The following is a 20,854-nucleotide window of genomic DNA, read 5'->3' on the forward strand; positions in this document are numbered from 1 at the left end:
ATCGCGGTGATTTCATTGGATTTGGCGTCTGTTTTTACTTGCCCGAGCACCATACCGTTGGCGCTGGCAAACGCACTGACCATGTGGATGGTCGACTGTCGGTCGTCCCTGTTATAGGAACCACGCAGAACCTTGCCATCAATGGCGATCAGCTCCCCCTTGGCACGAGTGTTAACCGCTTGCATCCACTTGAGAAAACAGGCCTGAAACTGCTCGGGAGCCAGGCTGGACATCACTCTGGCAATGGTATCGTGAACGGGTAAGCCCTTTGGAAACAATCCCTTATCCTGGAGCCAGCGACTATGCGCTTGCCCGAAATCTTCAATATCTTCCCAGCCCTCGCTGCCGCCAATGACAGCACAAACCGTCAGGAACAGGATGTCGAAGAGTGGATAGGAGATTTTCGCGGATTGGCGCGGGTCGTGAAGTTCGGAAAAGCACTCAGAAAAGGCATCGAGCTGCATGGATGGCTCCCAGGAAAAGGGAGTATAAGATCACAACCCGATCTGCAGGTCAAAGCGTTCTGAATTTGTTTATAAAACGTTCATGATCTTGCCCTGGTGAATACCTTGTCGGTCAAGATGGTAAACCAACTAACGAAAGCGGTCGTGATATGGTAACCGGCTTTGAACCAAGATGGGCATTTAAAAGTGTCCTAGCAGCGGAAGAGGAATATCGTTTCGGGGTTGAGGATTATTTGTTACGCGCATGTAAACAAGAGGTTGAAGAAAAAATGCAAAAGGCCGAGCAGATCAAGCGTGAAAAAAAAGAAGCAGAAGAAAGAAGAAAATTCTATAACTCAAAATTCTTTTTAAACTTTGAAATACGATTAACTAAGATTTGCCGTATTATAGGGAAAGACATTGAGTCTAAATATAATTATGGCCAGTTTATTGGTCAATTTATTGGGAATGTGGATTATTATTACCTACTTAGGGTAGCTAATGACCCTCTTTACAAATCAAATTCTTTGAATGAATGCTATCTAGCTTATCGGAAGCCTACACTATATGGTAGTTTTATCAATATAGGATTGCATGTTACAGTTAATGGTAGAAATGGAGCCTATCAGATTATCAGTGAGGTTCCATTAAATCCCTAGCTTAATGACTAAATAGTCACAACTAGGCCATCCATTTAAATTTCCTAAACTTATTTAAGAAGGTGGGTTATTTATGATAAACATCCCATTTAGCCATGATTTATACAAACACATTGCCAACCTAAGGCCTAATATTATCATTGCTGTGCGAGGTAAGCGAGCCTTCAAACCACGTTATATTCTAATAGGCGACATAACCAAACTGAATTGGAATGATTTGCAATTAATAGTTCCGGGATGCACTACAAAATTCACAAAACAAGTATGGTTATACCAACAAATCGTTGGCGAAAAGAATCATTTAATAGAATTAAATTCATGCCTTAATGAAAAAGAACATACGGAAATAATGCGGTATATTGAAATATTTAAAAATCATGATTGCAGTGAGCTTTTTCAAGTTAACGATATAATAACTAAAAATCAGCTATGGGATGATTTTACCACTATACGCGCTAAAAATGATCATGGCCCACATAAAGGGCTGTTAGGTTTATTGCCGAAATACTTCGAAGTGGTTTCTAGTATATTAGCTGTTCGAGGCATGGGAACTCCGTTAGATAGATCGCAACACTATTGAAAACACTCACAAGCAACATTTCTAACCTTATTCATGAATGTCAGCTGGATATGGGTGAATCAGCGGCTTCGCCGCTGGGTTCAGCAATTGCGATCAGAGCGAGAAGGCCACACTCCCAACAGCAAAGCTCTGACACCTGAGCAGCAAAAAATCCAGGAGCTGGAGGCACGTATTAACTGAAACAATAACCGGTTAACAGCGTTGGCGGAGCCGCTGCCAGTTCAAAACAGCTTAAGTGCACTTTCTGTTCCATTGCTCCCCAAACCCCTAGTTCTGCTTTTAGGCTTTTCTAGTATTTATAAAAAGCCTAGTAGCTGCCGCTCTTCAGCTGTGGGCAATCCTTCACTCCCTCCGGTCGCTGCGCGGCTACTCGTTATTTAAAAATAGCAGGGCTACTCGCCCCCTGTCAGATGACATCGTAACGTTACGATACCGTAGCGCTACGATGTTACGGTGCAGGCTCCTGTCCGGTAGCCGGTGCCTCCAGCAGTGCTGAAGGCTCCACCCCCAGCGCCTCGGCCAGCTTGAAGATGTTGAGTAAGGCGATGTTGCGCTGCCCACGCTCAACACCCCCCAGATAGCTGCGTGCCAAGCCACTTTCCAGTGCTAGGCGTTCTTGCGACCACCCTCTGGTCTTTCTGATTTCTATCAGCTTCAGGCCGAAGCGTAGTCGGGGATCAAGGGCCATATTTTTCTCTTCTTAAAGAGAAGTGACTCTATGAGTACCCCCTCTATAGGGCTACGCCCGATAAGTACCCGCACTATGAGTGACAATTGAATGCATGTGCCATAAAATGACCTCTATGAGTAGCAAAATGGAGGGAATGACGTATGGCAAGCGTCTGGAAGTCTGCGGGGATGGGCGCGGCGGCGGGGCTGGCAGTTCCGGTGGCGGGAATAGCTGGGCTGATGGCGGCGGTGTTTGTGCTCATCATCGTGCAGGCTGGGCTATCCAACATGGGGCCAGCTGGCTCTCTGTGGGGGAGGCCAAGTTGGTGGGCCTTGATGACCAGCGAATGGGCGCTGTATCTACTGATTTCGCTGGCGATCTTCACGCTGTCCTTCCGCTTTCTCGCGCGCTTGCAGGCCCGCTGCCAGGCCCTTGTCGCCAGGATCAACGGCCAGCAGGGCCTGTCATTCGATGCTGGACATCTCCTGGGTTATCCCGCACCGGCATTCCTTGTTTTTGACTCTCAGAATCGCAAGATCGCGGCCTGTGATGTGGTCAATGACGCATACAAACTGCACGACTTCTCCTGGCTGCTCGGCTGGCAGATGACCTGGCGCGAGGTCGAGAGCATGGAGATGAACGGCGGTAGCCGTCAGGTCAACGCCAGCGGCATGAGCGTGCCGACCTTCGAGCGCACGGTACGCGCGAAAGACTTCGCCATCGAGCTGCAAACCGCCGATCCGCAACGACCAGTACTCAGTTTTCCCATGAGCCGTCGGGCGGCGGAAACCTGGTGCGCCCGGCTCAATACCATCTTCAACGGATAACCTCGCGAGGAACTGCGATGAAACACTACCGGAGCTTATTGCTTCTGCCTTTTGTATTGACGGGTTGTGCCACAACTGACATGCAGGGAGCGCTGGGCTCCCTGAACGGACTGGGACAATCCATTGGGGCCAGTCTGTCGCAAGCGGCTACGCCCGCAAGCGCGGCAAACCGCAACAGCTTGCTGGGCACTCCACTGCATAACGCCTTGCGCCAGAATCTGTCTACCGACGGTCGCGCCCCGGAGTGGCCCAAGGTGGTGATCAGCAATCTGCAAATTCCGGCTGATCAGATGACCCTGACCCGTAGCCTCACGCTCAAAGCCAGCGATTGCATTCACTTTGACGCAGTGCTCTGGCACGACGCCAAGCGCTCCGAGCGCTTCAGCAATCTGTCGCTTTGCGCGCCGGAGCTGCCGAAACAGTCAAACAACTTCGTGCTGACCTGGAAGAGCTTTTCCATCTCCGGAAAAACCAGTGGTCAGGTTCGCAGCGACGGCCCAATCCCACCGTACAGTAAGTTGCCCGGCGACCCAGCGATGGAACGCTGGCTGATGAATCAGTTCGGCCTTTACTATGTCGGTTCACTGTTGACGCTGGTCGGCTATGACCCCAACTTCACGGTCGATGACCGCCGCTTCTGGATCAGGAACATCAAGGGATGAAAGCGTTGCTGCTGGCGGCCATGCCAGTGATGCTGATGGATGGCACTGCCCCAGACCTCAACCACTGGTTGCGGATCGAGCCAGCCATCGTCGCCGCCGTGGAATGCCGTCAAGCCTTGCCGTTGCACGTACTGGACGGCATTGCGCCCAATGCTCCCGGCAGTTGGTCGCTGACACCGGCACGCAGCTTCACAGTGTTCGGGTTGCCGGTGACGCGTATCGAGCTGTTCATCGACCCGGATGGTGAATTGGGTGCGAGCTATACCGCAGTGATCGAAAAGCGCAGCCTGGAACAGGTGCGCAAGCAACTGAAGCTTGCCAGCCAGCGCGGGCGCATCGGCCAGCTCTCGGCAGATCAGCCCAGCGCAGAGGTTCAAGTGACTTGCACGGTCGCCGCAACGGAGCAAGGGTGAGCATTCAGCGCATCCTCTCCGGCGGCCAGACCGGCGTAGACCGGGCGGCGCTGGATTTCGCCATTGCCCGGCAGATTCCGCACGGCGGCTGGTGCCCGGCAGGCCGACGGGCCGCTGATGGCGTACTGGATGCTCGCTACCAGTTGCTGGAGACCGAATCCAGCGGCTACCGCCAGCGTACCAAGCACAATGTTCGGGACGCTGATGCAACGCTGATCATTTACCGAGGCAGGCTGGAAGGCGGCAGCCTGCTTACTCGCGACCTGGCGACGGGACACGGCAAGCCGCTGCTGCTGTGCGATTTGCATGACCCTACAGAAGAGCTGTTGGCGGCATGGCAAGACTGGCTGGTTGGTCATGCCATCGCTATTCTCAACATTGCTGGCCCGAGTGAAGCGCGCAACCCCGGTATTTACCTGCAGGCGAGCGCGCTACTGGAGCTTTTCTGGAGTACGGAACATGAACCGATCTGATGCCCGCTGCGCGACACCTTATATTTACTCGGGTGAGTTGCAGATCCGTCCCGAAGTTGATGCCGCGCTGGCTGCGCTGAAAGACAAACCATACACCGCCATCCCTAGCTGGAAAAATGACGGAACCTGGGAGCTGTGGACGGTGGAAGGCGACGGCGAAACCAAGCCCTGCATCATCAGCGGCCCATCGACCACTTACCCCAGCGAGGCCGATGCACTGGCCGCCGGTGCGGCCTGGCTATCCGGACAACGCTGAGCAACCTCAATTCCAGCCCTCGCTAACAAAGCCAACACCACGGCCTGCGGCTGGTACTGGCGTGCGGCAGCCATAACCGCCCGCACCTCATCACCCAGCTGTAACTTAAAGCCGCGCTCATTGCGCCAGACAGGTAGTGCCGTGTCTTCGGTGGGGCGCGATAGCGCACTACGCAGCCCGCGTTTGCGCACTTGCCCCAGTAGCAGGCTGATGGCGCTGGTCAGCGCGTTGTGCTGACGCAGCTCTTCACGCAACGGCAGCAGCGTATCGGCGCACTGTTGCGCAACCAGCCGGCCAAAGCGGCGCAACTCCTTGGCCTGGTGCGCGACTTGACGCAACTGCAGACGATGCGAGTAGAGAGCGCCTTGGACCGACAACCGCTCCCGCCCCTGATCGAGCGCGCGCTCGGCATCTTCCAGGTAGCGATAGAAGGTCCCTTGCGGGCCGGTGTCCATCATCTGGTTCATCGGCTCCACATATTGCTCGTAGGCTTCCAGCACCCGGCGGTAACGCTGGCTGATCGGCATGCTGCTATCGGCGCTTTTGGCATTTTCCGCCAGCTCGAACAAGGCATGCCGGTCTTGGTCGAGCTGCAGGCTGATCTGGCGGAAGAGTTCTGCCAGCTTGTTGGCTGCCCCGCGCACGCGATCCATGTCGGACCCGAGCATTCCTTCATTGAGTGCTTCGGTGGCTTCACGGATAGCCGCAACACGAGCCTGCAGTACGGCAGCCAGGCCCAGCTCATGTTCACGGGTGAGGCCGCGCACGAACTCCAGCACATAGGCATTGAGCTGCAGATCGCTGCTGCGCGGCAAGGTTTGCAGGATGTCCGCATTGACCAGGGCACGCAGTACCGCGCCCTGCGTTTCGGCATCCCGTTGCCCGGATACCTTGGCAATACCGTTCAACACCTGATCGCTGGTCAGCACGGCAAACTCGCGCGACAGCCGCACCAAAAGCTCCACGGTGTCCCAATGGGTGTAAAGCGCGTAGACCAGCGAGCGAGGGTTGGCCATGTCAGTTCAGTCTCCCACCACCGAGCAGGCATGCCCTGTGCGGCATGCTCTCACCCGCCAGCCGCACAGGGCGGCAACCCGGCGCATGGCCGCAGCGGGGTTTCATAAGGTGCAGGCTGGACGCATCGACCATTCGTTGTCCCCACGCCGCCGCGCCCGATTTCTGGCGAAATCGAGCCCAGCGGCCACATTCTTTGTGCTCTCGCGAGCCAGCACAAAGAATGTGCTCATCGTGCTGGGGACAAACGACTGTCAGGCTGGGTCCCGGCCGGAATGTGTCAGGCATGGTGGCAACACTGTGTGCACAAAGTGGCGTCAATGTGGTGAACAGCGTGGCAACATTGTGTTGAACATGGTGGCAGCATTGTGGCGACATGTGGGTCACAGGCGCTTTGTCGCTGATCGCACGATTGGTTTTGCCGCCGATGAAAGCCAGGTTGGCGATGTCGTCGGCCTCGCGCTTCATTTCCGCATAGGCCGCCTTGAGCCTGTCGATCCACTCGCCCGTGTTGTGGTCGGTGACCGCCACGCAATCGATTTCGGCGGCCATGTACTTGAGCAGCCATGTCTGCGGCGTTAACTCATTCGGCGTGCCGATGGCTACCTGCCATGCCCCGGTATCCTTGGAAGCTGGGGTGTGGGTATGGAAGTCGAACTTCCACCAGCGTGCGCCGGGGTAAGGCCAGGATGGGCTTGCGTTGACGCTCATGTTCATTCCCTCAGTAATACTGCCGGATGTAGCTGTAGGCCTTCTCGAACAGCTCTTCATCCGCATGCAGCTTGTACTTGAACAGCGCTTTCCTGAGCGCTTTCTTGACCTCACGCTCACCGGCCTGCGTGCCTTGCCAGCCCGGGAAACGGACCAGTCGCACAATCTCGTCGATGTCCGCCACCACGCGTTCGACCATGATGGGCGTCTCGGCCGTCTTGACCTCGTTGAATAGTTCGGTGAGCGCCGCCTTGCCGCTATCCTCGTCCTCTTCGGGCGGGACCTCCTTCTCGGCTTGCAGCGTCTCCTTGGCGATCTCCAGTAGCTGCTTCAGAAACTCGACGCTGTTGATCTGCCCGGATTCGAAGCGGTCCTTCAGCGCATCGAGCCGCTCTGACAGCTTCTTGAACTTGGGGTTGCCGCCATGCCCGCGTAGCCGGCGCTTGAGCTTGATCTCGATCTCCTTGGCCTTCTTCGGGTCGGGGTTCGACAGCACGGCTTCCAGCAGATCAGCGTCCAGCACCAGGGTGTCGAGGTCATCCCGCACGGCGTCCACATGCACGTTCTGGTGGATCAGCTCGATGGTCTTGGCGCCCAGCGAATGCCAGATCAGCTTGCCATGGCCGCTGGATGGCTGCACCGACTGGTACACCTGCGACAGCCACTTGTAGTCCTTCTCGAACGGGCCCAGCACCGTGTCCGGTGACAGCGCCTCCCAGATGCGGCCCAGCACGCTGAATTCGGCGGCGAAGTTGTCGCGCACCTCGTTGTTGGGCAGGCACTGTTGTGCCGCGATCAGGCCTTCATAGCCCTGCAAGTTGCGGTCACAGCCGGTAAAGAAGGCCAGGCATTTCTGCATGGCTTCGGGCAACTTGTCTTTCAGCTCCTGGATATTGCTGACCACCTGCTTGACGCTCTGGTCGTCGAACTCCAGCGCTGCCGCCACGTCGTCGAAGATGCCGAGGTAGTCCACGATCAAGCCGTGGGTCTTCTGTTCCGAGTAGGTGCGGTTCACCCGGCAGATGGCCTGCAGCAGCGTGTGGTCACGCAGCGGTTTGTCCAGGTACATGGCCTGCAATATCGGCGCATCGAAGCCGGTCAGCAATTTTGCCGTGACGATGATCAGCTTCAGCGGATCGCCTGGGTCGCGGAAGCGATCCAGCAGTCGCTCTTCTTCGTCGCGGCTCCGGTCGTAAGGCGCGTACTCAGGGTGTTCTTTTTTGTCCGCCGCCTGCACCGACATCACGATGTCTGTAGCCTCGGGCGGCAGCAGCTTGTCCAGCTCGGCCTTGAACAGCAGGCAGGACTCGCGGTCGAAGGTGACGATCTGGCCCTTGAAGCCGTTGGGTTCCACCTTGGTTTGGTAGTGCTCGACGATGTCCTCACAGACCTTGCGGATGCGCTCGGGGGTCTTCACCAGCACGGCCATCTTGGCGGCGGTCTTGGCGAGGTTGTCCTTGTCCAGATCCGAGAGGCCGCCGGTCAGGTCTTTGTAGGCGGCGTCCAGCGCGGCCTTGTCGATGTGCAGATCAATCAAGCGCGGTTCGAAGTGCAGTTTCAGCGTGGCACCGTCGCGGATCGACTCCTCGAAGCCGTACCGGCTCATGTAGCCTTTCTCGTCCTCGTCGGCACCAAAGGCGTAGAAGGTGTTGCGGTCGGCGCGGTTGATCGGTGTGCCGGTCAAGCCGAACAGAAACGCGTTGGGCAGGGCTTCCCGCATCTTGCGGCCCAGATCACCTTCCTGGGTGCGGTGGGCTTCATCCACCAGGGCGATGATGTTGCTGCGGTCGTTCAGGCTGCCCCCTTTTGTTGAGTTGGGGCCCTCGCCGAACTTGAAGATCGTGGTGATGATGATTTTGCGCACATCCTGCGCCAGCAACTGCTGTAGCTTCTCGCGGCTATCTGCCTTTTCCAGGTTGGGGATGTCCGCGCCGGTGAAGGTGCCGGTGATCTGGCTGTCCAGATCGATTCGGTCCACCACGATCAGCACTGTGGGGTTCTTCAGACCGGCGTGCATGCGCAGCTTCTGTGCGGCAAACACCATCAGCAGTGACTTGCCCGAGCCCTGGAAGTGCCAGATCAGCCCTTTCCTGGGGTAACCCGCTAGCACGCGCTCGACGATCTTGTTGGCCGCTTCAAACTGTTGGTAGCGGCAGATGATCTTGATGCGCTGCTTTTTCTTGTTGGTGGCGAACAGGGTGAAGCTGCCAAGTATGTCGAGCACCACATGTGGGCGCAACATGCTTTCAGCGGACAGTTTGAGCGACTTCAGCGGGTGGTGCTGACCATCCTCCCCATTGCCATCCAGATGCCAAGGGCCCCAGTCCTTGACCGGTAGCCCGATAGAACCATAGCGGTAGGCTTTGCCCTCGGTGGCCACCGAGAACACGTTGCAGACGAAGAGCTCGGGCACGAACTTCTCGTAGTCGTCATGCACCTGCACCGCGCCATCGACCCAGCTGATGCACTTCTTGACTGGCGTCTTGGCCTCGATCAGCACCAGCGGCAGCCCGTTGACCAACAACACCAGATCGGCGCGGCGCTCGGTGGGGCCTGCGCGGTAGATGAACTGCTGGGTGACGATGTACTGGTTCTGCGCCAGATCATCCAGGTCGATCAGCCGCACCGGCATATGCTCGTTGTTGGGGCCGAAGGGCATCGAGCGCTCACCGCGCATCCAGGCGGTCATTTCCTCGTTGGCGCGGATCAGGCCATCCGAACGCACCGACAGCACGATGGCGCGCAGCTTGTAGAGCACTTCATCGGCGCGGTCGGGCTGAGCGGCAATCTCCGGGTTCAGCCGAATCAGCGCCTCACGCAGCCAGTGTTCGACCAGCACTTCCTGGATCTGGCGCGGCACCTCAGACGGAGCAGCGTAGCGCCAGCCGATGCCTTTGGGGCTGGGGCCGTAGCTGGCTTGAGGCTCCTGGGCGGTGTTGGCTGGGATAGCCTTGATCGGGCCGGCGAGTAGATCGCGGACGTAGGCTTCGACGGTATTGGATTCTGTGAATGACATGGCTCTACCTCCTCAAGACGTCAGATTCTGGTTAAGGAAATAGCGCTTCATCGTCATCGCATCAGCGTGCCTCGATTTCGCTTTGCCTACCGCAGCCCGCACGCCATCCACTTCAGTAATAAATGCATCTTGTTCATCAAGGTCGATCTTTGGGACAGCGAGAGAAAATAGCTTGTCACTCTCCAGACGCTTGGTGCCGTGTGATGACTCCGAGACCAGCCGGAGGTAGCGTGGCGCCGCGTACTCGAACCAATACTGGATGTACTTAGGCCGATACTCATCGCTAACCACCAGCGCTTTCATATCCTGATTAAAGGCAGCAGGCACCAAAGTTCGGGCAACAGGAAACGTATGCGCCAAAATCATTCCACGTACAACGATCATGATCGTGTCTTTGGGCATCAGTTTCGATCCCGCCTCAACACCTTCAGCCGTGAGAGTCTCTTCAGCCGAATCAAGCTCGGCCAGTTTCATGTCCTTCGGGCTGACCCACGGAATTGGGCCGTTCCAATAAGCAGAATTCCCGCGCGAGGGTGTCCCGCCGCTGTACCACCTCCCAATTTCCGAAACCTTCCGGCGATACGAGTGAACTGCTTCGAAGTGATCAATCATCAGCGAGCGGCGAAGCGTTTCAGCGGCAGCCGATAGCATTTCCGTAGATTCCATGGCTTCCTCGAACCCACGAAGGACCTCAACGAGGCTAGTCTGCTCATCCATGGGCGGGAGCATGAACTCAAAGTCCGCCAAACTCGCCCAATTCGTGCGAGGGCTCAAGGAGCCTGCCGACGTACCCACCGCGTGATCAAAAAAGGCATCGGTCTGGCAAATGAAGGGCAGCAACTCCGGCAGCAAGACCTGTGCATCCTTGGTCTCCAGCACATAGATGTCCCCGGAACACACCCCAGAGAAATCCGCCACAGCCACCTTGCGCTGATAAGCGCGTCGCTTGCCGAACAGCACCTGCCCCGGTTGAAACACGCTGGTGAAGGTCACGCCGTCAGCGACGCTGCCCCAACTGCGGATACGCAAATCACCTGGTTCGAGATGTTCCAGGCCGACGTAGCGTGCAATGCCTTCGGCCAACGGATCTTGGCTGCGTGCTTTCGATAGGCGCACCACGTCGCCGAATTTCACCCGACGCCAGCCGGGCTTCATGGCTTTTACTTCACTCATCTGCAGCTTCCTTGAATCGAAAGCTCTGCTTCAGATCATTCATCCATGAAGGCTCAATGAGGTGATCATGCTGCAAGCGCCCCACGACGATGCCGGGGTGGATGCCAATGCTTTCAGCAAAGGATCTGACAGCATCTTTGGTACGAAGCGTAACGAGAGCGTTGCTGTATTCCTGCGGTATCAGAACATTGCCTGCCCATTGGTTGGCCTCCTGCTCGCGCGGGTCGGCACTATGGCTGGCGTTAGGGTCATCCAGAAAGATGGATTTTTTGGCTTCTTTGCTGTCTGCATGTAGCAGGATGTGGGCCGCCTCGTGGAAAAAGGTGAACCAGAACTTGTCGTTGGTCTTGCCATAAAGAGAAAGCTGTATGAGCGGTCGGGTTGGGCTAAGCCAGCGCGCCACACCGCTTACATGGGCACGTGGGATTGCGGGAACAACTGCCAGCAACACACCTGCCGCCCTTAAAAGCTCAACCATGCGTGGATGAAAGACTTCCGGAGGCTCACAGGTCAGTGTGCGAATTTCATTTAGGGCTTTTGTTAAACGAGCCCTGTCGTATTTGGGTGCCTCTTGTTTTTCAACCGCCTGTTCACCCATGCGCAGCCAGGCTGAGATGGCCCCCACATCACTTTGTTCGTCCCGGCTGCGACGAAAGGCAACTTGCATACCGCCGTAGTGGCTGCGCCATTCATCAGGCGAGGCAACACCAAAAAAGCGCAGGCAGGACTCGACAATACCCGGCTTGTTCTTGTCATCGTTGCGCACCTTGGCAATCGCGCCACTGCTCATCAATTCTTTGACGGGCAGCTCATCTAGCCAGGGAATCCAGCTGGCATGGCGTTCTGCTGCTTCCAATCGGGCTTTGTGCTTTTGGTAATTGGCTTCCAGCGCCAGCCAAAAATCAATGGAGCTGCCCAGCACACGCTCTAACCTTTGTGCGGCATCCACGGTGATCGGAACCTTGCCATTGATGAGCTGGCTGATGTGTTTTTCGCTATAGCCCAGCCGCTGGGCCAGTTCGCCTTGTGACCAGCCACGCTCTTCGGCCAGGTCAAGAATGGATTCGCCGGGAGCCAACACCCAATCCGGCGCAAATGGAGCACTCAGTTCAGTCATGGTAGTCCCCGATATATTCAATGGTAACGATGGTCACTTGCGCCCAGTCAATGCCGCCATCCAGCTTGGTGGGGCAAGGATCATGGGCGGGTACGAAAGTCAGACGCCAGCCGCCGGCCAGGTCGAGGGCAAACTCTCCAGCACGGTCTCCCTTGAGTGGGTGCGGATTGCCTGCAACCAGATCGGTAACGCGCTCTGCCGCCTCCATAGCTTGCAGGCGTAGCATCAACTTACGAGCGCAGTCCGCCCCGAGCTTCCTATCGGCTACAGCACGCTTTTGGCACAGGTCTTGAAGCTTTTTGTTCTTGTAGCCAATCTTCAAAGGCGCTCCATTCTATATTTTTTACCCATTAGGTAAAGATTAATCCATTTTTTCCTGTCCATCGAGCGTTTCGACCAGCGCATCCATCTGTTGCCAGAACGCGCGGCCATCGGTTTGCCATTGGTCCCAGGCAGAGCGCAGCGATACTGCGTCACCATTGCTGTCGGTGGCGATGGCGGCAGCAATGCGCTTCACGTACAGCGGGATCGAGAGGTTGCCGGCATTGGCGCCGATTTCGGCCAGAGTGGCGACCTTGGCGAAACCGGGCACATCGGTAAAGGTCTTGTAAGTGCTCAGGATGCGCTGCTGGTGCTCGGGCTTGAGAAAACTCTGCGCCCGCTCGCGGGTCACCTCGTTCACCGCGTCGATGAAGATCACCTTGCCCTTGCGCGCAGCCGTTTTCTTGCGGTTGCAGATGAGGATGCACGACTCCATTGGGGAGTTGTAGAACAGGTTGGGCCCCAGGCCGATGACGGCCTCGACCCAGTCTTGCTCGACCATCTTGGCGCGCATGGCCTGTTCTTCGTTACGGAACAGCACGCCGTGGGGCCAGAGCACGGCGCAGCGCCCCTTGGCGGTGAGGCTGGTCAGGATGTGCTGCTGGAAGGCGTAATCGGCGCGGCCTTGGGGTGGTGTGCCTAACGTGTTGCGGCCCCACTTGTCACTGCTCCAGGCCTCGCGATTCCACTGCTTGATGGAGTACGGGGGGTTGGCCAGGATCACGTCGAACTGGCGCAGGCGATCGCCTTCGATGTGTTTGGGTTCGGCCAGGGTGTCACCCCGAATGATCTCGAAGTCCTCCACGCCATGCAGGAACAGGTTCATGCGGGCAATGGATGAGGTGATGAGATTGCGCTCCTGGCCGTAGAGCTTGAGGGTGCGGTACTCGCCGCCCGAGCGCTTCACTTCGTCCAGCGCCGAGATCAACATGCCACCGGTACCGCAGGTAGGGTCGTAGATCGACTCGCCCGCCTGCGGGCTGAGCAGTTGCGTCATCAGGTGGACGACGGTGCGATTGGTGTAAAACTCGGCGGCGGTGTGGCCTGAATCGTCCGCGAACTTCTTGATCAAGTACTCGTAGGCGTTGCCGAGCTCGTCCTCCGGCACGTTGGCCACCGAGAGTGTCTGTGTCGAAAAGTGCTCGATCAGGTTTTTCAGCGTTTCATCGGGCAGGCGCTCGCGGTTGGTCCATGGCGCATCACCGAAGATGCCGTCGAGCAGATCTGGGTTGGCGGTCTCGATGGCGCGCATGGCCTTCTGGATGGCGGCACCGACGTTCTTTGGGGTCTGGCGTATATCGTTCCAGTGCGCACCCTCGGGAATCTGGAAGCGGTGGTTCTCCGCGAACTGCGCGTAGGAGAGGTCGCCGCCTGAGTTGGCCAAGGCCGCTTGGTATTCTTCTTCCCACACATCCGACACGCGCTTGTAGAACAGCAGCGGGAAGATGAACTGCTTGTAGTCGCCGGCGTCGATGAGGCCGCGCAGCAGCACGGCGGCGCCCCACAGGTAGCTTTCGAGTTCTTGCTGACTAATGCGCTTACCAGCCATCGGTATCCTCCACGTTCGACTCCCAGTACCGCTCTAGGCGGTCCCAGCCATCTCCCGGTGCGGGCTCCGTCAGATCGGCATCGTCATCTCCTTGGATCTCGATTGTTCCGGAAGCGGAAACGAAGGCATCTAGCCAGTCGCTGAACGCACTGGTTGAGCCTTCACGAAAACCTCCAGTCTCGATCTCGAACACCGTCTCGGAGAAGCTATCGCCTCCCACATCCGGCGAGTACACCGCCCCCCCGGTGGAAAGCCGGAAAGAGTGACCATCCAACTCCACGCTCACGTACGCCAGGTTTTCGTTGATGCGCTCCATGATTGCCAGATCAAGCGAGACGTCCGATGTTGCGTAAGGGAGTCGCTCCAGTGCGTAAAGGAACGCTGCAATTTTCCTTAGTGTGTCCGGCTCAGCCGACACCATGCGTTTGCGTACAGCATCTCCCAGTTGAGCGATGAGGTGCTTTTCTGTCGGCGTGAATGGCAACAGATCATCGATCTGCAGGTCATCGTCTTGTTCATCGCAATCCATCATTTGGTCTTCCTGAACTGTCTCGGCGTTGCCACCAAATGCGTCGCCTTGGGACGCTAGCTTTTGCCGCAATCGTCCCATGGCTGCGTTCACCATCTCTTCAGTGAAAATTACGTTTCCTTCGAACTGGCGATCATCATTCACTTGAGCCACCCTCCCTCAGACATGACCAGGGCAAGTCGGTCCTCAGCCTCGCGGCAACGGGTGAGCGCCTCCTTGAAGGCGGCGATGGCTTCAGGCAAGGGCGGGATGTCTTCTTGTAGCGGCGGCAGGACGTAGCGCGAGATGTTCAGTGTCCAGTCTTCGGCTTTGATCTCGTCGAGACTGACCACGCGGACCGCGTCCTGCACATCGGCAAAGCCGCGATACCAGCCGAGGATCTCGGCGGCGTGCTCGGGCTCCAGATAGTTCTGCGCGCGCCCCCGGCGGAACAGGCGTGACGCATCGGCGATCAGCACCTTCTCCTTGTGTTTGGCTGGCTTGCGCTTGCGTAAGACCAGGATGCACGCGGCCAGGCCGGTGCCGTAAAACAGGTTGGGCGCCAAGCCGATCACGGCCTCGACCAGATCCATCTCCAGCAGTTTCTGGCGGATGCTGCCTTCCACACCTTTGCGGAACAGGGCGCCCTGGGGCAGCACCACGGCCATCCGGCCGCTGACGTCGGCCATCGACTTGACCATGTGCTGCACCCACGCGAAGTCACCGCTGGATGAGGGTGGCAGACCGGCAAAGTTGCGGCCGAAGGGATCGTTCAGCCACAGGTCCTCGCCCCACTTTTCCAGCGAAAACGGCGGATTGGCGATCACGCAGTCGAACGTGGCCAGCCGATCGACCTCGAAGAAGGCCGGGTTGCGCAGCGTGTCGCCGCGCACCACCTGAAAGTCTTCAATGCCGTGAAGGAATAGGTTCATCCGCGCGATGGATGAGGTGGTGAGGTTCTTCTCTTGTCCGTACAGCTTGCCCCACAGCCGCTTCACGTCGCCATGCTGTTCCTTCACGTGCTGCACGGCGGCCAGCAACATGCCGCCGGTACCGCAGGCCGGGTCGTAGATGGTCTCGGCTTCTTTGGGATCGAGCATGTCGATCATCAGCCGCACGACGCTGCGCGGGGTGTAGAACTCGCCGGCCTTCTTGTTGGTGGCGTCGGCGAACTTCTTGATCAGGTATTCGTAGGCGTCGCCAAGCAGATCCGAGTTGACGTTCTTATTGCCAAACGGCAGCTTGGAGAAGTGCTCGATCAGGTCCTTGAGCAGGGCGTCAGACAGCCGATCCTTGTTCGACCACTGGGCATCACCGAACACGCCGTACAGGGTGTCGGGGTTGGCTTTCTCAATCTCGCGCATCGCGCGCTGAAGGGCCGTCCCGACATTGCTGGCCTTGGTGCGAACGTCGTTCCAGTGGCAGTCTTCCGGGATCTGGAAGCGGTGCGACTCCGGAAACCAGGCCAGTTGCTCGTCGCCGGTCTCATCAACGATCTCCTGGTACTCCTCGTCCCAGACATCGCAGATGCGCTTGAAGAACAGCAGCGGGAAGATGTAGGTCTTAAAGTCAGCCGCATCCACCGGGCCGCGCAGGATGTTGGCGGATTCCCAGAGGTGGCTTTCAAGCTGGTTGAGTGTGATTGTCAAAGCTGCTTGCGTCATTTGGATGGCGTGCTCCTGACTGGCGTTTTCGCGAGGCCATCGGCGTGCAGATCGTGCGCGCGGGCGTACTCCAGCACCAGGATTTCGATCATCGAAGCCACCGAGCGGCGCTCGCGATCAGCAGCCAAGCGCAGAAGTTGCTTGATCTCAGCGGAGGTGCGGATGGATAGGGTTTCGTCCTTCAGGCGTGACATGGCAGCGTCTCGTCAGTAATGTCACGCAAATGTACTGCATTTTGCTCCACCTCGCCACGATTCTCGTCAGGGCGTAGATTCCGTGCTTGAGGCTGCTCGATAACACGGCACCTTAGCGGCGGTCGGCTTTACAGGGCGCTCAGCCTCGATGACGATGGGTAGCAGTGCATGCCGGCTGCTGGCCTGATTGGCTTGGCCGTAGTGACGCCGTGTTTTGGCGCTGGCATGTCCCAGCCCCTGGCTGACTGAATCCGCAGCCGCGTGCCGTTTCAGGTCGGCCGCCCATTGGTGGCGCAGGCAGTAAGCCGTGATAGCGTGCTTGTGCTTCGGCCAAAGGCTACGTGCCAGCCGACGGATTTCGACGGTGAAGTTGACCGGGCTGTCAATGCAAACGAGCAATTCCCGCCGCCCCGCTAGCCGGGCACGCAGAGCCTCCAGCAACGGATGAGGATCGTCTGCGCGATAAATGATCAAGCGCTGCGGCTGGCCTTGATGCGCCTTGACCTTGGCGCCATCGATCTCGAATCCGATCTCGCCCATGCCGCTGGGCGGATTGTCTGCCCAGCTAATAAGCACACCGTGCCGCAGCTCTTCCGGGCGGCAGCCGGTCAGCGCGGCGACCAAAATTGCATCGGCATACTTGCCTTTTGCAGCACGCTGATACAGTTGCTCGCGCCAGTCGGCGGGGAGGCCGCGCAAGGCTTGGCGCTTGCTGGCACGCTTGCGGCGCTCACCGGCAGGACCCCGTTGCCAGGCTACCTGGAACTCGCGCAACACCGTCCGCTGTTGCTGCAATTGGGCATGAATGGCCATTACTTGCAACCTGTCCATAGGTCGAGCAGAGAGCGCGGAACGCAGGCTTTTCAGCTGCTCGACAAGATCGGCGTACAGGCAGTAGCGAAGCGCTGCGACGCGTTTGTAGAAGGTTGTCGGACGCTGGGTGGCCGTCATGACTTCGGCCACCCCACCTTCGGCGTAGCGGGCACGCTGCAGCAGCGTTCGGCCGAGCTGGCGATAGTCTTCCCTGGTCTTGCTACTCAAGCTGGCAAATTCATCGGCCGGAAGCATGGCTTGCATCTCGTGCCGGCACGATTCGATCAGCGCAAGCATCTCATCCGCGTCGATCATTGCTTTCGGCCATGAAACATCGCTTTCAAATCGGCGATGGCCTTTGCGCGTTCAGCCTTTGTCTTTTGACGCTCGGCTTCTGACTGTTGCACAGAGGCGCGCGATGCCGATGCTTCCATCGCCTCCTGTCGGTTCTTTCGCCAGCGGGCGATACTCGGTGCGAATTCAGGGATGAATTCTCCCGCGACAGCGCTATTCATCACGGCCAATAGCCATGAGCGCACGGAACGGATGCCCGCGTGCTTGCCACTACCGGCCGCCGATAGCACGCCAGCCAGCTCGTCGGCGACAAGCTGTATCTGTTGTGCTGAGAGCGAGGGCCCGAAGCGGCGGGTTACGTCGCTTATGACGCGCAGGTAGGGCAGAAGAGAAGGGTGCGACAAGTCCAAGAGCGCGGAAGCCTCTCCCGTTCTCGGAGAGTTATCCACAGCCCCTGTCTGTAGTAGTGGTTTTATATTTTTTACTACTACTTCTTCCTTGTATTCACCTACACATATATCACCGCCCTCACCGGCGACGGATGTGCCGTCCACGGTTTCTCCGTCGCCGGCCAAGCCGGCCATGGATGTCTGTGACACTTTTTGTGAAACGGGAGTCAACACGGACTCCCATCGCCAAAGCCCTTCCTCGTCCTGGAATTTCCTCCGTGCCAGGTAGCCGGCATCTTCAAGCTCGCGCAGGATGCGGCGGCAAAGGTCTCGCCCAAGATGGCCTTTCGCGCGTGACTGATCGTGCAGCACGCGCGGCAGTGCGACAGCGCGCAACTGCCAGTTGCGGCCCAGCGAGAGCAAGTGGCAAGCCACGCCTCGTGCTTCATAGCTCAGCCGCGAATCGCGCAGCAGGCTGCAAGGTAGAGACCACCAGTATTCGGCGGAGTCGTCAACGCGGATGCGGCTCATGACTTCGCCCTCTTGCGAGCCAGACAACCGGCGTGCTCACGCTCCGCAGCCTGAGTCTCAAGCCATGCGTCGATCTCGTGGGCAAAAAAGCCAATCGAACGGCCGCCTGGGCCTAGCCGAACTGGCTTCGGAAAATCTTCAGTCTGGCAAAGTCGCCAGAGGGTTGTCCGGCTGATCGATATCTTCGTGCAGACATCCTGCGTCTTGATGATTTGCATGCTGTTCCCCGTAACGTGTTGAAACACGAACGGATCATGCAAAAGATCTGGTCACGAAGTCAGGGAGTACGGTTGTCACCTGCACTCCCTATTTTCGAGCTTGAAATCACCCGGCATGCAAACCGGTGTCGAGCAGTGGCCTCAGCTGTGCCAGTCGAATGTTTCAAAAAATGGTCGAGACAATCCGAGCTCGTAGCCTCGGCAAGATGCCGCAGGGATGCTGCTTGTGGGTAGGGTTAGTTCACACCCATCGGAGACGGCTTTTATTATCTGGGATATGTAAAGATTGGGCTCTATCACCGTTTTCTTCAGCAGCACCCGGACTACAACTCCACCGATATCGACGGTAAATCCTTTGCTGAAACGCCCCAGATAGTGATTGGCGCGATGAGCAGGCGTGGTTTCAGCATCGGTCTTCATGCCGCCTGCAGCATAGATGGCGCCGAGGAGATAGGCGGATGGCTCGTTCTTGCTGTTCACCGAGTGGTACTCGAACTCCTTGCTCCACTTGATCGGAATTCTGAATTGCTGGCAGGTGACGATAAACTGCTTGGCGATCAGTTCCTTGGCCTCATGTTCTCTGCTTGCTCCGGGCGCTGACAGTTGCCTGCTCACGGAGTGTAGCGACTCGCAGAACAGCTTATGGGTAGGCAGGTCCTTCCTCAGAAATTCGGGCAATAGCGCCGCCGACTCTTCATCCAGGCTTCGAAGCGCCTTGCTTAACCGGGACGCTGCATCTCGGAGTCTTTTGAGTTGCTCAAGTGTGCCTTCTTCAATTTCAGGGGGCGGCATCGTACGCCAACGAAAACTTTCTGCCAGCCGCAAGAAAGCATTTACACATTGCTCGCGGTGCTGAACGCCATATCGGTCGCAGGCTGCCTCAGCTCTAGCGCGCAGCTCGGCAACGACATCGGAGTTGGGAATATCTGGAGCCATGATTTTTGTGTTCATGCCTGTGCCTGCGCTCTCCATTCGTCCAATCTGTCCGCCCAATCCTGCATCATGGCGCGACGCTCATCGAAATAGGTGGCGTGGTTGTAGGTACGACGCACATTGTTCTGGTCGGCATGGGCAAGCTGCGCCTCGATGGCATCGGGGCGGTAGCCCATCTCGTTAAGACGGGTACTGCCGCTGGTCCGCGTGGCGTGTGGGCTATAAGCGCCACTCCACCCCAAAACCTTGAGCGCCTGGCGAAGCGATGCGGCGGACATAGGGGCGTTGCGATCATCCCGGCCAGGAAACAGGTGCTTGCGGTTGCCGGTAATGGCATGCAGTCCTTTGAGCATCTCCACTGCCTGTCGTGGCAGAGGCACGACGTGCTCCTTGCGTGCTTTCATGCGCTGCGCCGGGATACGCCAAACAGCCTTCTCAAGGTCAAACTCATCCCAGGCCGCCTCGGCCACTTCGGTCGGTCGCGCCAGGGTCCACCACATCAGTTGCATGCAATGACTTACCTGAAAGCTGCAGCAGTGGTTTGCGAAGTCGCTCAGCAGTTTGCCGATCTGCTCTTTACTCAGCGCCGGTTTGTGCTGGGTCTTGTTTGCTGGTAGCGCCTTGCGTACCGGCCAAACCGGGTCGCTGTCGGCTCGCAGGGTGGCGACGGCGAACTCGAATACGGCGGACATGGGCTGGCGTTATTTCGCGAACCGGCATATTGCCGATACTGGGGAACACCACGCGCTCAAGCATATCCAGACGCCGGTTCTTGGTGACATCTTCCCAGTCCTTTGTCTGCAGCCACTCCTTGGCTACGATCTCGAAGGTGTTCTTAGCTTCGCTGGCTTGCCGGATGCGGTCGAGCTGCCTTTGCTGGGCGGGATTGATGCCTTGCTTGACCAGTTTGCGTGCGGCCTCGCTGCGTTCCCTGGCTTCAGAGAGCGTAACAGCAGGGTATTCGCCAAGCGCAAACATGCTGGCCTTGCCATCCAGTGTGAAGCGGTATCGCCAAGCCTTGACTCCGTTGGGCTTGACTTCGAGGTAAAGCCCGCGCTGGTCATTCAAGCGGTAGAGCTTCTCCTTGGGCTTGGCGTTGCGGCAGTGCGTGTCGGTAAGCATGGTGGCTGACTCCCTAGCATGGCGACAGCGTCACTATACTCATTTATTCGCACATACCCCAAGAGCTGTACTCGCTAGCGTACTCAGGCATGCATTGACTGCTCTGGAAACTTGAAGCAGCGCTATGAAACAATAAAACCGCGCAACTGCGCGGTTTTATTGGGATTTTCATGCTTTCCTGGTGTTTCGTGAAACATCAGGAAAACGGCTTGGCTACTCAGACGTTGAAACCGACATGCCTCCCTGTAGGAAGCTCAACATCAACACGCAGCTTCCCACCCATTGCTTCCACGTAACGCTTCAT

The 20,854-nt window shown here is 57.6% G+C and carries 25 protein-coding genes and 1 pseudogene; 8 read left to right on the forward strand and 18 right to left on the reverse strand.

The annotated features are described in order from the left end of the window. The coding region (locus tag ACYVG7_RS06890) for an ISAs1 family transposase (RefSeq protein WP_460882471.1) at nt 1-464 on the reverse strand (464 nt) is incomplete at its 3' end. A gap of 149 nt (nt 465-613) precedes the next feature. Here ACYVG7_RS06890 and ACYVG7_RS06895 point away from each other — a divergent pair. The 3 genes and pseudogenes from ACYVG7_RS06895 to ACYVG7_RS06905 all read left to right on the forward strand — a co-directional run. Next, complete coding sequence (locus tag ACYVG7_RS06895; protein WP_460882472.1) at nt 614-1,102, forward strand: hypothetical protein; 489 nt, start codon at nt 614-616, stop codon at nt 1,100-1,102. Between the two features lie 73 nt (nt 1,103-1,175). Beyond that, nucleotides 1,176-1,682 (forward strand): hypothetical protein, encoded by a 507-nt coding sequence (locus tag ACYVG7_RS06900; RefSeq protein WP_460882473.1) that lies wholly within the window; start codon nt 1,176-1,178, stop codon nt 1,680-1,682. A gap of 66 nt (nt 1,683-1,748) precedes the next feature. After that, nucleotides 1,749-1,859, forward strand: a pseudogene (locus ACYVG7_RS06905) (transposase); the annotation flags it as partial. A 271-nt stretch (nt 1,860-2,130) separates the two neighbouring features. Here ACYVG7_RS06905 and ACYVG7_RS06910 read toward each other — a convergent pair. Further along, nucleotides 2,131-2,370, reverse strand: coding sequence for a helix-turn-helix domain-containing protein (locus ACYVG7_RS06910; RefSeq protein ID WP_323580721.1), 240 nt, complete (start codon nt 2,368-2,370; stop codon nt 2,131-2,133). Between the two features lie 143 nt (nt 2,371-2,513). Between ACYVG7_RS06910 and ACYVG7_RS06915 the strand changes: the two genes are divergently transcribed. Genes ACYVG7_RS06915 through ACYVG7_RS06935 form a run of 5 tightly spaced genes read left to right on the forward strand, consistent with a single transcriptional unit; the run spans nt 2,514 to nt 4,983 of the window. Further along, nucleotides 2,514-3,179, forward strand: a complete 666-nt coding sequence (locus ACYVG7_RS06915; protein ID WP_194857284.1) for a hypothetical protein — start codon at nt 2,514-2,516, stop codon at nt 3,177-3,179. A gap of 17 nt (nt 3,180-3,196) precedes the next feature. Further along, entirely contained in the window at nt 3,197-3,841 is a 645-nt protein-coding gene (locus ACYVG7_RS06920; RefSeq protein WP_182928050.1) for a hypothetical protein, read from the forward strand. Next, complete coding sequence (locus tag ACYVG7_RS06925) at nt 3,838-4,254, forward strand: hypothetical protein (protein ID WP_023109370.1); 417 nt, start codon at nt 3,838-3,840, stop codon at nt 4,252-4,254. Before ACYVG7_RS06920 ends, ACYVG7_RS06925 begins: the two co-directional genes overlap by 4 nt. Next, on the forward strand, nt 4,251-4,727 hold the full coding sequence (locus ACYVG7_RS06930; protein WP_460882474.1) for a putative molybdenum carrier protein: 477 nt from the start codon (nt 4,251-4,253) through the stop codon (nt 4,725-4,727). Before ACYVG7_RS06925 ends, ACYVG7_RS06930 begins: the two co-directional genes overlap by 4 nt. Next, complete coding sequence (locus ACYVG7_RS06935) at nt 4,714-4,983, forward strand: hypothetical protein (RefSeq protein WP_460882475.1); 270 nt, start codon at nt 4,714-4,716, stop codon at nt 4,981-4,983. The genes ACYVG7_RS06930 and ACYVG7_RS06935 overlap by 14 nt, the downstream gene beginning before the upstream one ends. Here ACYVG7_RS06935 and ACYVG7_RS06940 read toward each other — a convergent pair. From ACYVG7_RS06940 to ACYVG7_RS07015, 16 genes are all read right to left on the reverse strand, one after another. Next, nucleotides 4,923-5,999, reverse strand: coding sequence for a hypothetical protein (locus ACYVG7_RS06940; RefSeq protein WP_460882476.1), 1,077 nt, complete (start codon nt 5,997-5,999; stop codon nt 4,923-4,925). The two genes, ACYVG7_RS06935 and ACYVG7_RS06940, sit on opposite strands and share 61 nt — an antisense overlap. Before the next feature lies 1 nt (nt 6,000). Next, nucleotides 6,001-6,708 (reverse strand): hypothetical protein, encoded by a 708-nt coding sequence (locus ACYVG7_RS06945; protein ID WP_460882477.1) that lies wholly within the window; start codon nt 6,706-6,708, stop codon nt 6,001-6,003. Between the two features lie 10 nt (nt 6,709-6,718). Then, nucleotides 6,719-9,724, reverse strand: coding sequence for a type I restriction endonuclease subunit R (locus ACYVG7_RS06950; RefSeq protein WP_460882478.1), 3,006 nt, complete (start codon nt 9,722-9,724; stop codon nt 6,719-6,721). 12 nt (nt 9,725-9,736) lie between these two features. Further along, complete coding sequence (locus ACYVG7_RS06955) at nt 9,737-10,897, reverse strand: restriction endonuclease subunit S (protein WP_460882479.1); 1,161 nt, start codon at nt 10,895-10,897, stop codon at nt 9,737-9,739. Then, nucleotides 10,890-12,014, reverse strand: a complete 1,125-nt coding sequence (locus ACYVG7_RS06960) for a helix-turn-helix domain-containing protein (protein WP_287111978.1) — start codon at nt 12,012-12,014, stop codon at nt 10,890-10,892. Before ACYVG7_RS06960 ends, ACYVG7_RS06955 begins: the two co-directional genes overlap by 8 nt. Next, the gene (locus ACYVG7_RS06965) at nt 12,007-12,336 is read right to left on the reverse strand and encodes a type II toxin-antitoxin system RelE/ParE family toxin (protein WP_460882480.1); all 330 of its coding nucleotides are present in this window, start codon (nt 12,334-12,336) and stop codon (nt 12,007-12,009) included. The genes ACYVG7_RS06960 and ACYVG7_RS06965 overlap by 8 nt, the downstream gene beginning before the upstream one ends. 39 nt (nt 12,337-12,375) lie before the next feature. After that, nucleotides 12,376-13,884, reverse strand: coding sequence for a type I restriction-modification system subunit M (locus tag ACYVG7_RS06970; RefSeq protein WP_460882481.1), 1,509 nt, complete (start codon nt 13,882-13,884; stop codon nt 12,376-12,378). Then, nucleotides 13,874-14,557 carry a hypothetical protein gene (locus tag ACYVG7_RS06975; protein ID WP_460882482.1) on the reverse strand — a complete coding sequence of 228 codons (684 nt, stop codon included), beginning with the start codon at nt 14,555-14,557 and terminating at the stop codon, nt 13,874-13,876. Before ACYVG7_RS06975 ends, ACYVG7_RS06970 begins: the two co-directional genes overlap by 11 nt. Next, on the reverse strand, nt 14,554-16,056 hold the full coding sequence (locus ACYVG7_RS06980) for a type I restriction-modification system subunit M (RefSeq protein ID WP_460882483.1): 1,503 nt from the start codon (nt 16,054-16,056) through the stop codon (nt 14,554-14,556). The genes ACYVG7_RS06975 and ACYVG7_RS06980 overlap by 4 nt, the downstream gene beginning before the upstream one ends. Further along, complete coding sequence (locus ACYVG7_RS06985) at nt 16,053-16,250, reverse strand: hypothetical protein (RefSeq protein WP_287111982.1); 198 nt, start codon at nt 16,248-16,250, stop codon at nt 16,053-16,055. The genes ACYVG7_RS06980 and ACYVG7_RS06985 overlap by 4 nt, the downstream gene beginning before the upstream one ends. Nucleotides 16,251-16,316: 66 nt before the next feature. Further along, nucleotides 16,317-17,318 (reverse strand): site-specific integrase, encoded by a 1,002-nt coding sequence (locus ACYVG7_RS06990; protein WP_460882484.1) that lies wholly within the window; start codon nt 17,316-17,318, stop codon nt 16,317-16,319. A 56-nt stretch (nt 17,319-17,374) separates the two neighbouring features. Then, nucleotides 17,375-18,277, reverse strand: a complete 903-nt coding sequence (locus ACYVG7_RS06995) for a hypothetical protein (protein ID WP_460882485.1) — start codon at nt 18,275-18,277, stop codon at nt 17,375-17,377. Further along, entirely contained in the window at nt 18,274-18,495 is a 222-nt protein-coding gene (locus ACYVG7_RS07000) for a helix-turn-helix transcriptional regulator (RefSeq protein WP_460882486.1), read from the reverse strand. Before ACYVG7_RS07000 ends, ACYVG7_RS06995 begins: the two co-directional genes overlap by 4 nt. 141 nt (nt 18,496-18,636) lie before the next feature. Then, nucleotides 18,637-19,446 (reverse strand): hypothetical protein, encoded by an 810-nt coding sequence (locus ACYVG7_RS07005; RefSeq protein WP_460882487.1) that lies wholly within the window; start codon nt 19,444-19,446, stop codon nt 18,637-18,639. Beyond that, complete coding sequence (locus ACYVG7_RS07010; RefSeq protein ID WP_460882488.1) at nt 19,443-20,120, reverse strand: tyrosine-type recombinase/integrase; 678 nt, start codon at nt 20,118-20,120, stop codon at nt 19,443-19,445. Before ACYVG7_RS07010 ends, ACYVG7_RS07005 begins: the two co-directional genes overlap by 4 nt. Next, nucleotides 20,005-20,550 carry a tyrosine-type recombinase/integrase gene (locus ACYVG7_RS07015; RefSeq protein WP_460882489.1) on the reverse strand — a complete coding sequence of 182 codons (546 nt, stop codon included), beginning with the start codon at nt 20,548-20,550 and terminating at the stop codon, nt 20,005-20,007. Before ACYVG7_RS07015 ends, ACYVG7_RS07010 begins: the two co-directional genes overlap by 116 nt. Between the last annotated feature and the right edge of the window lie 304 nt (nt 20,551-20,854).

Source organism: Pseudaeromonas pectinilytica, assembly GCF_054780855.1.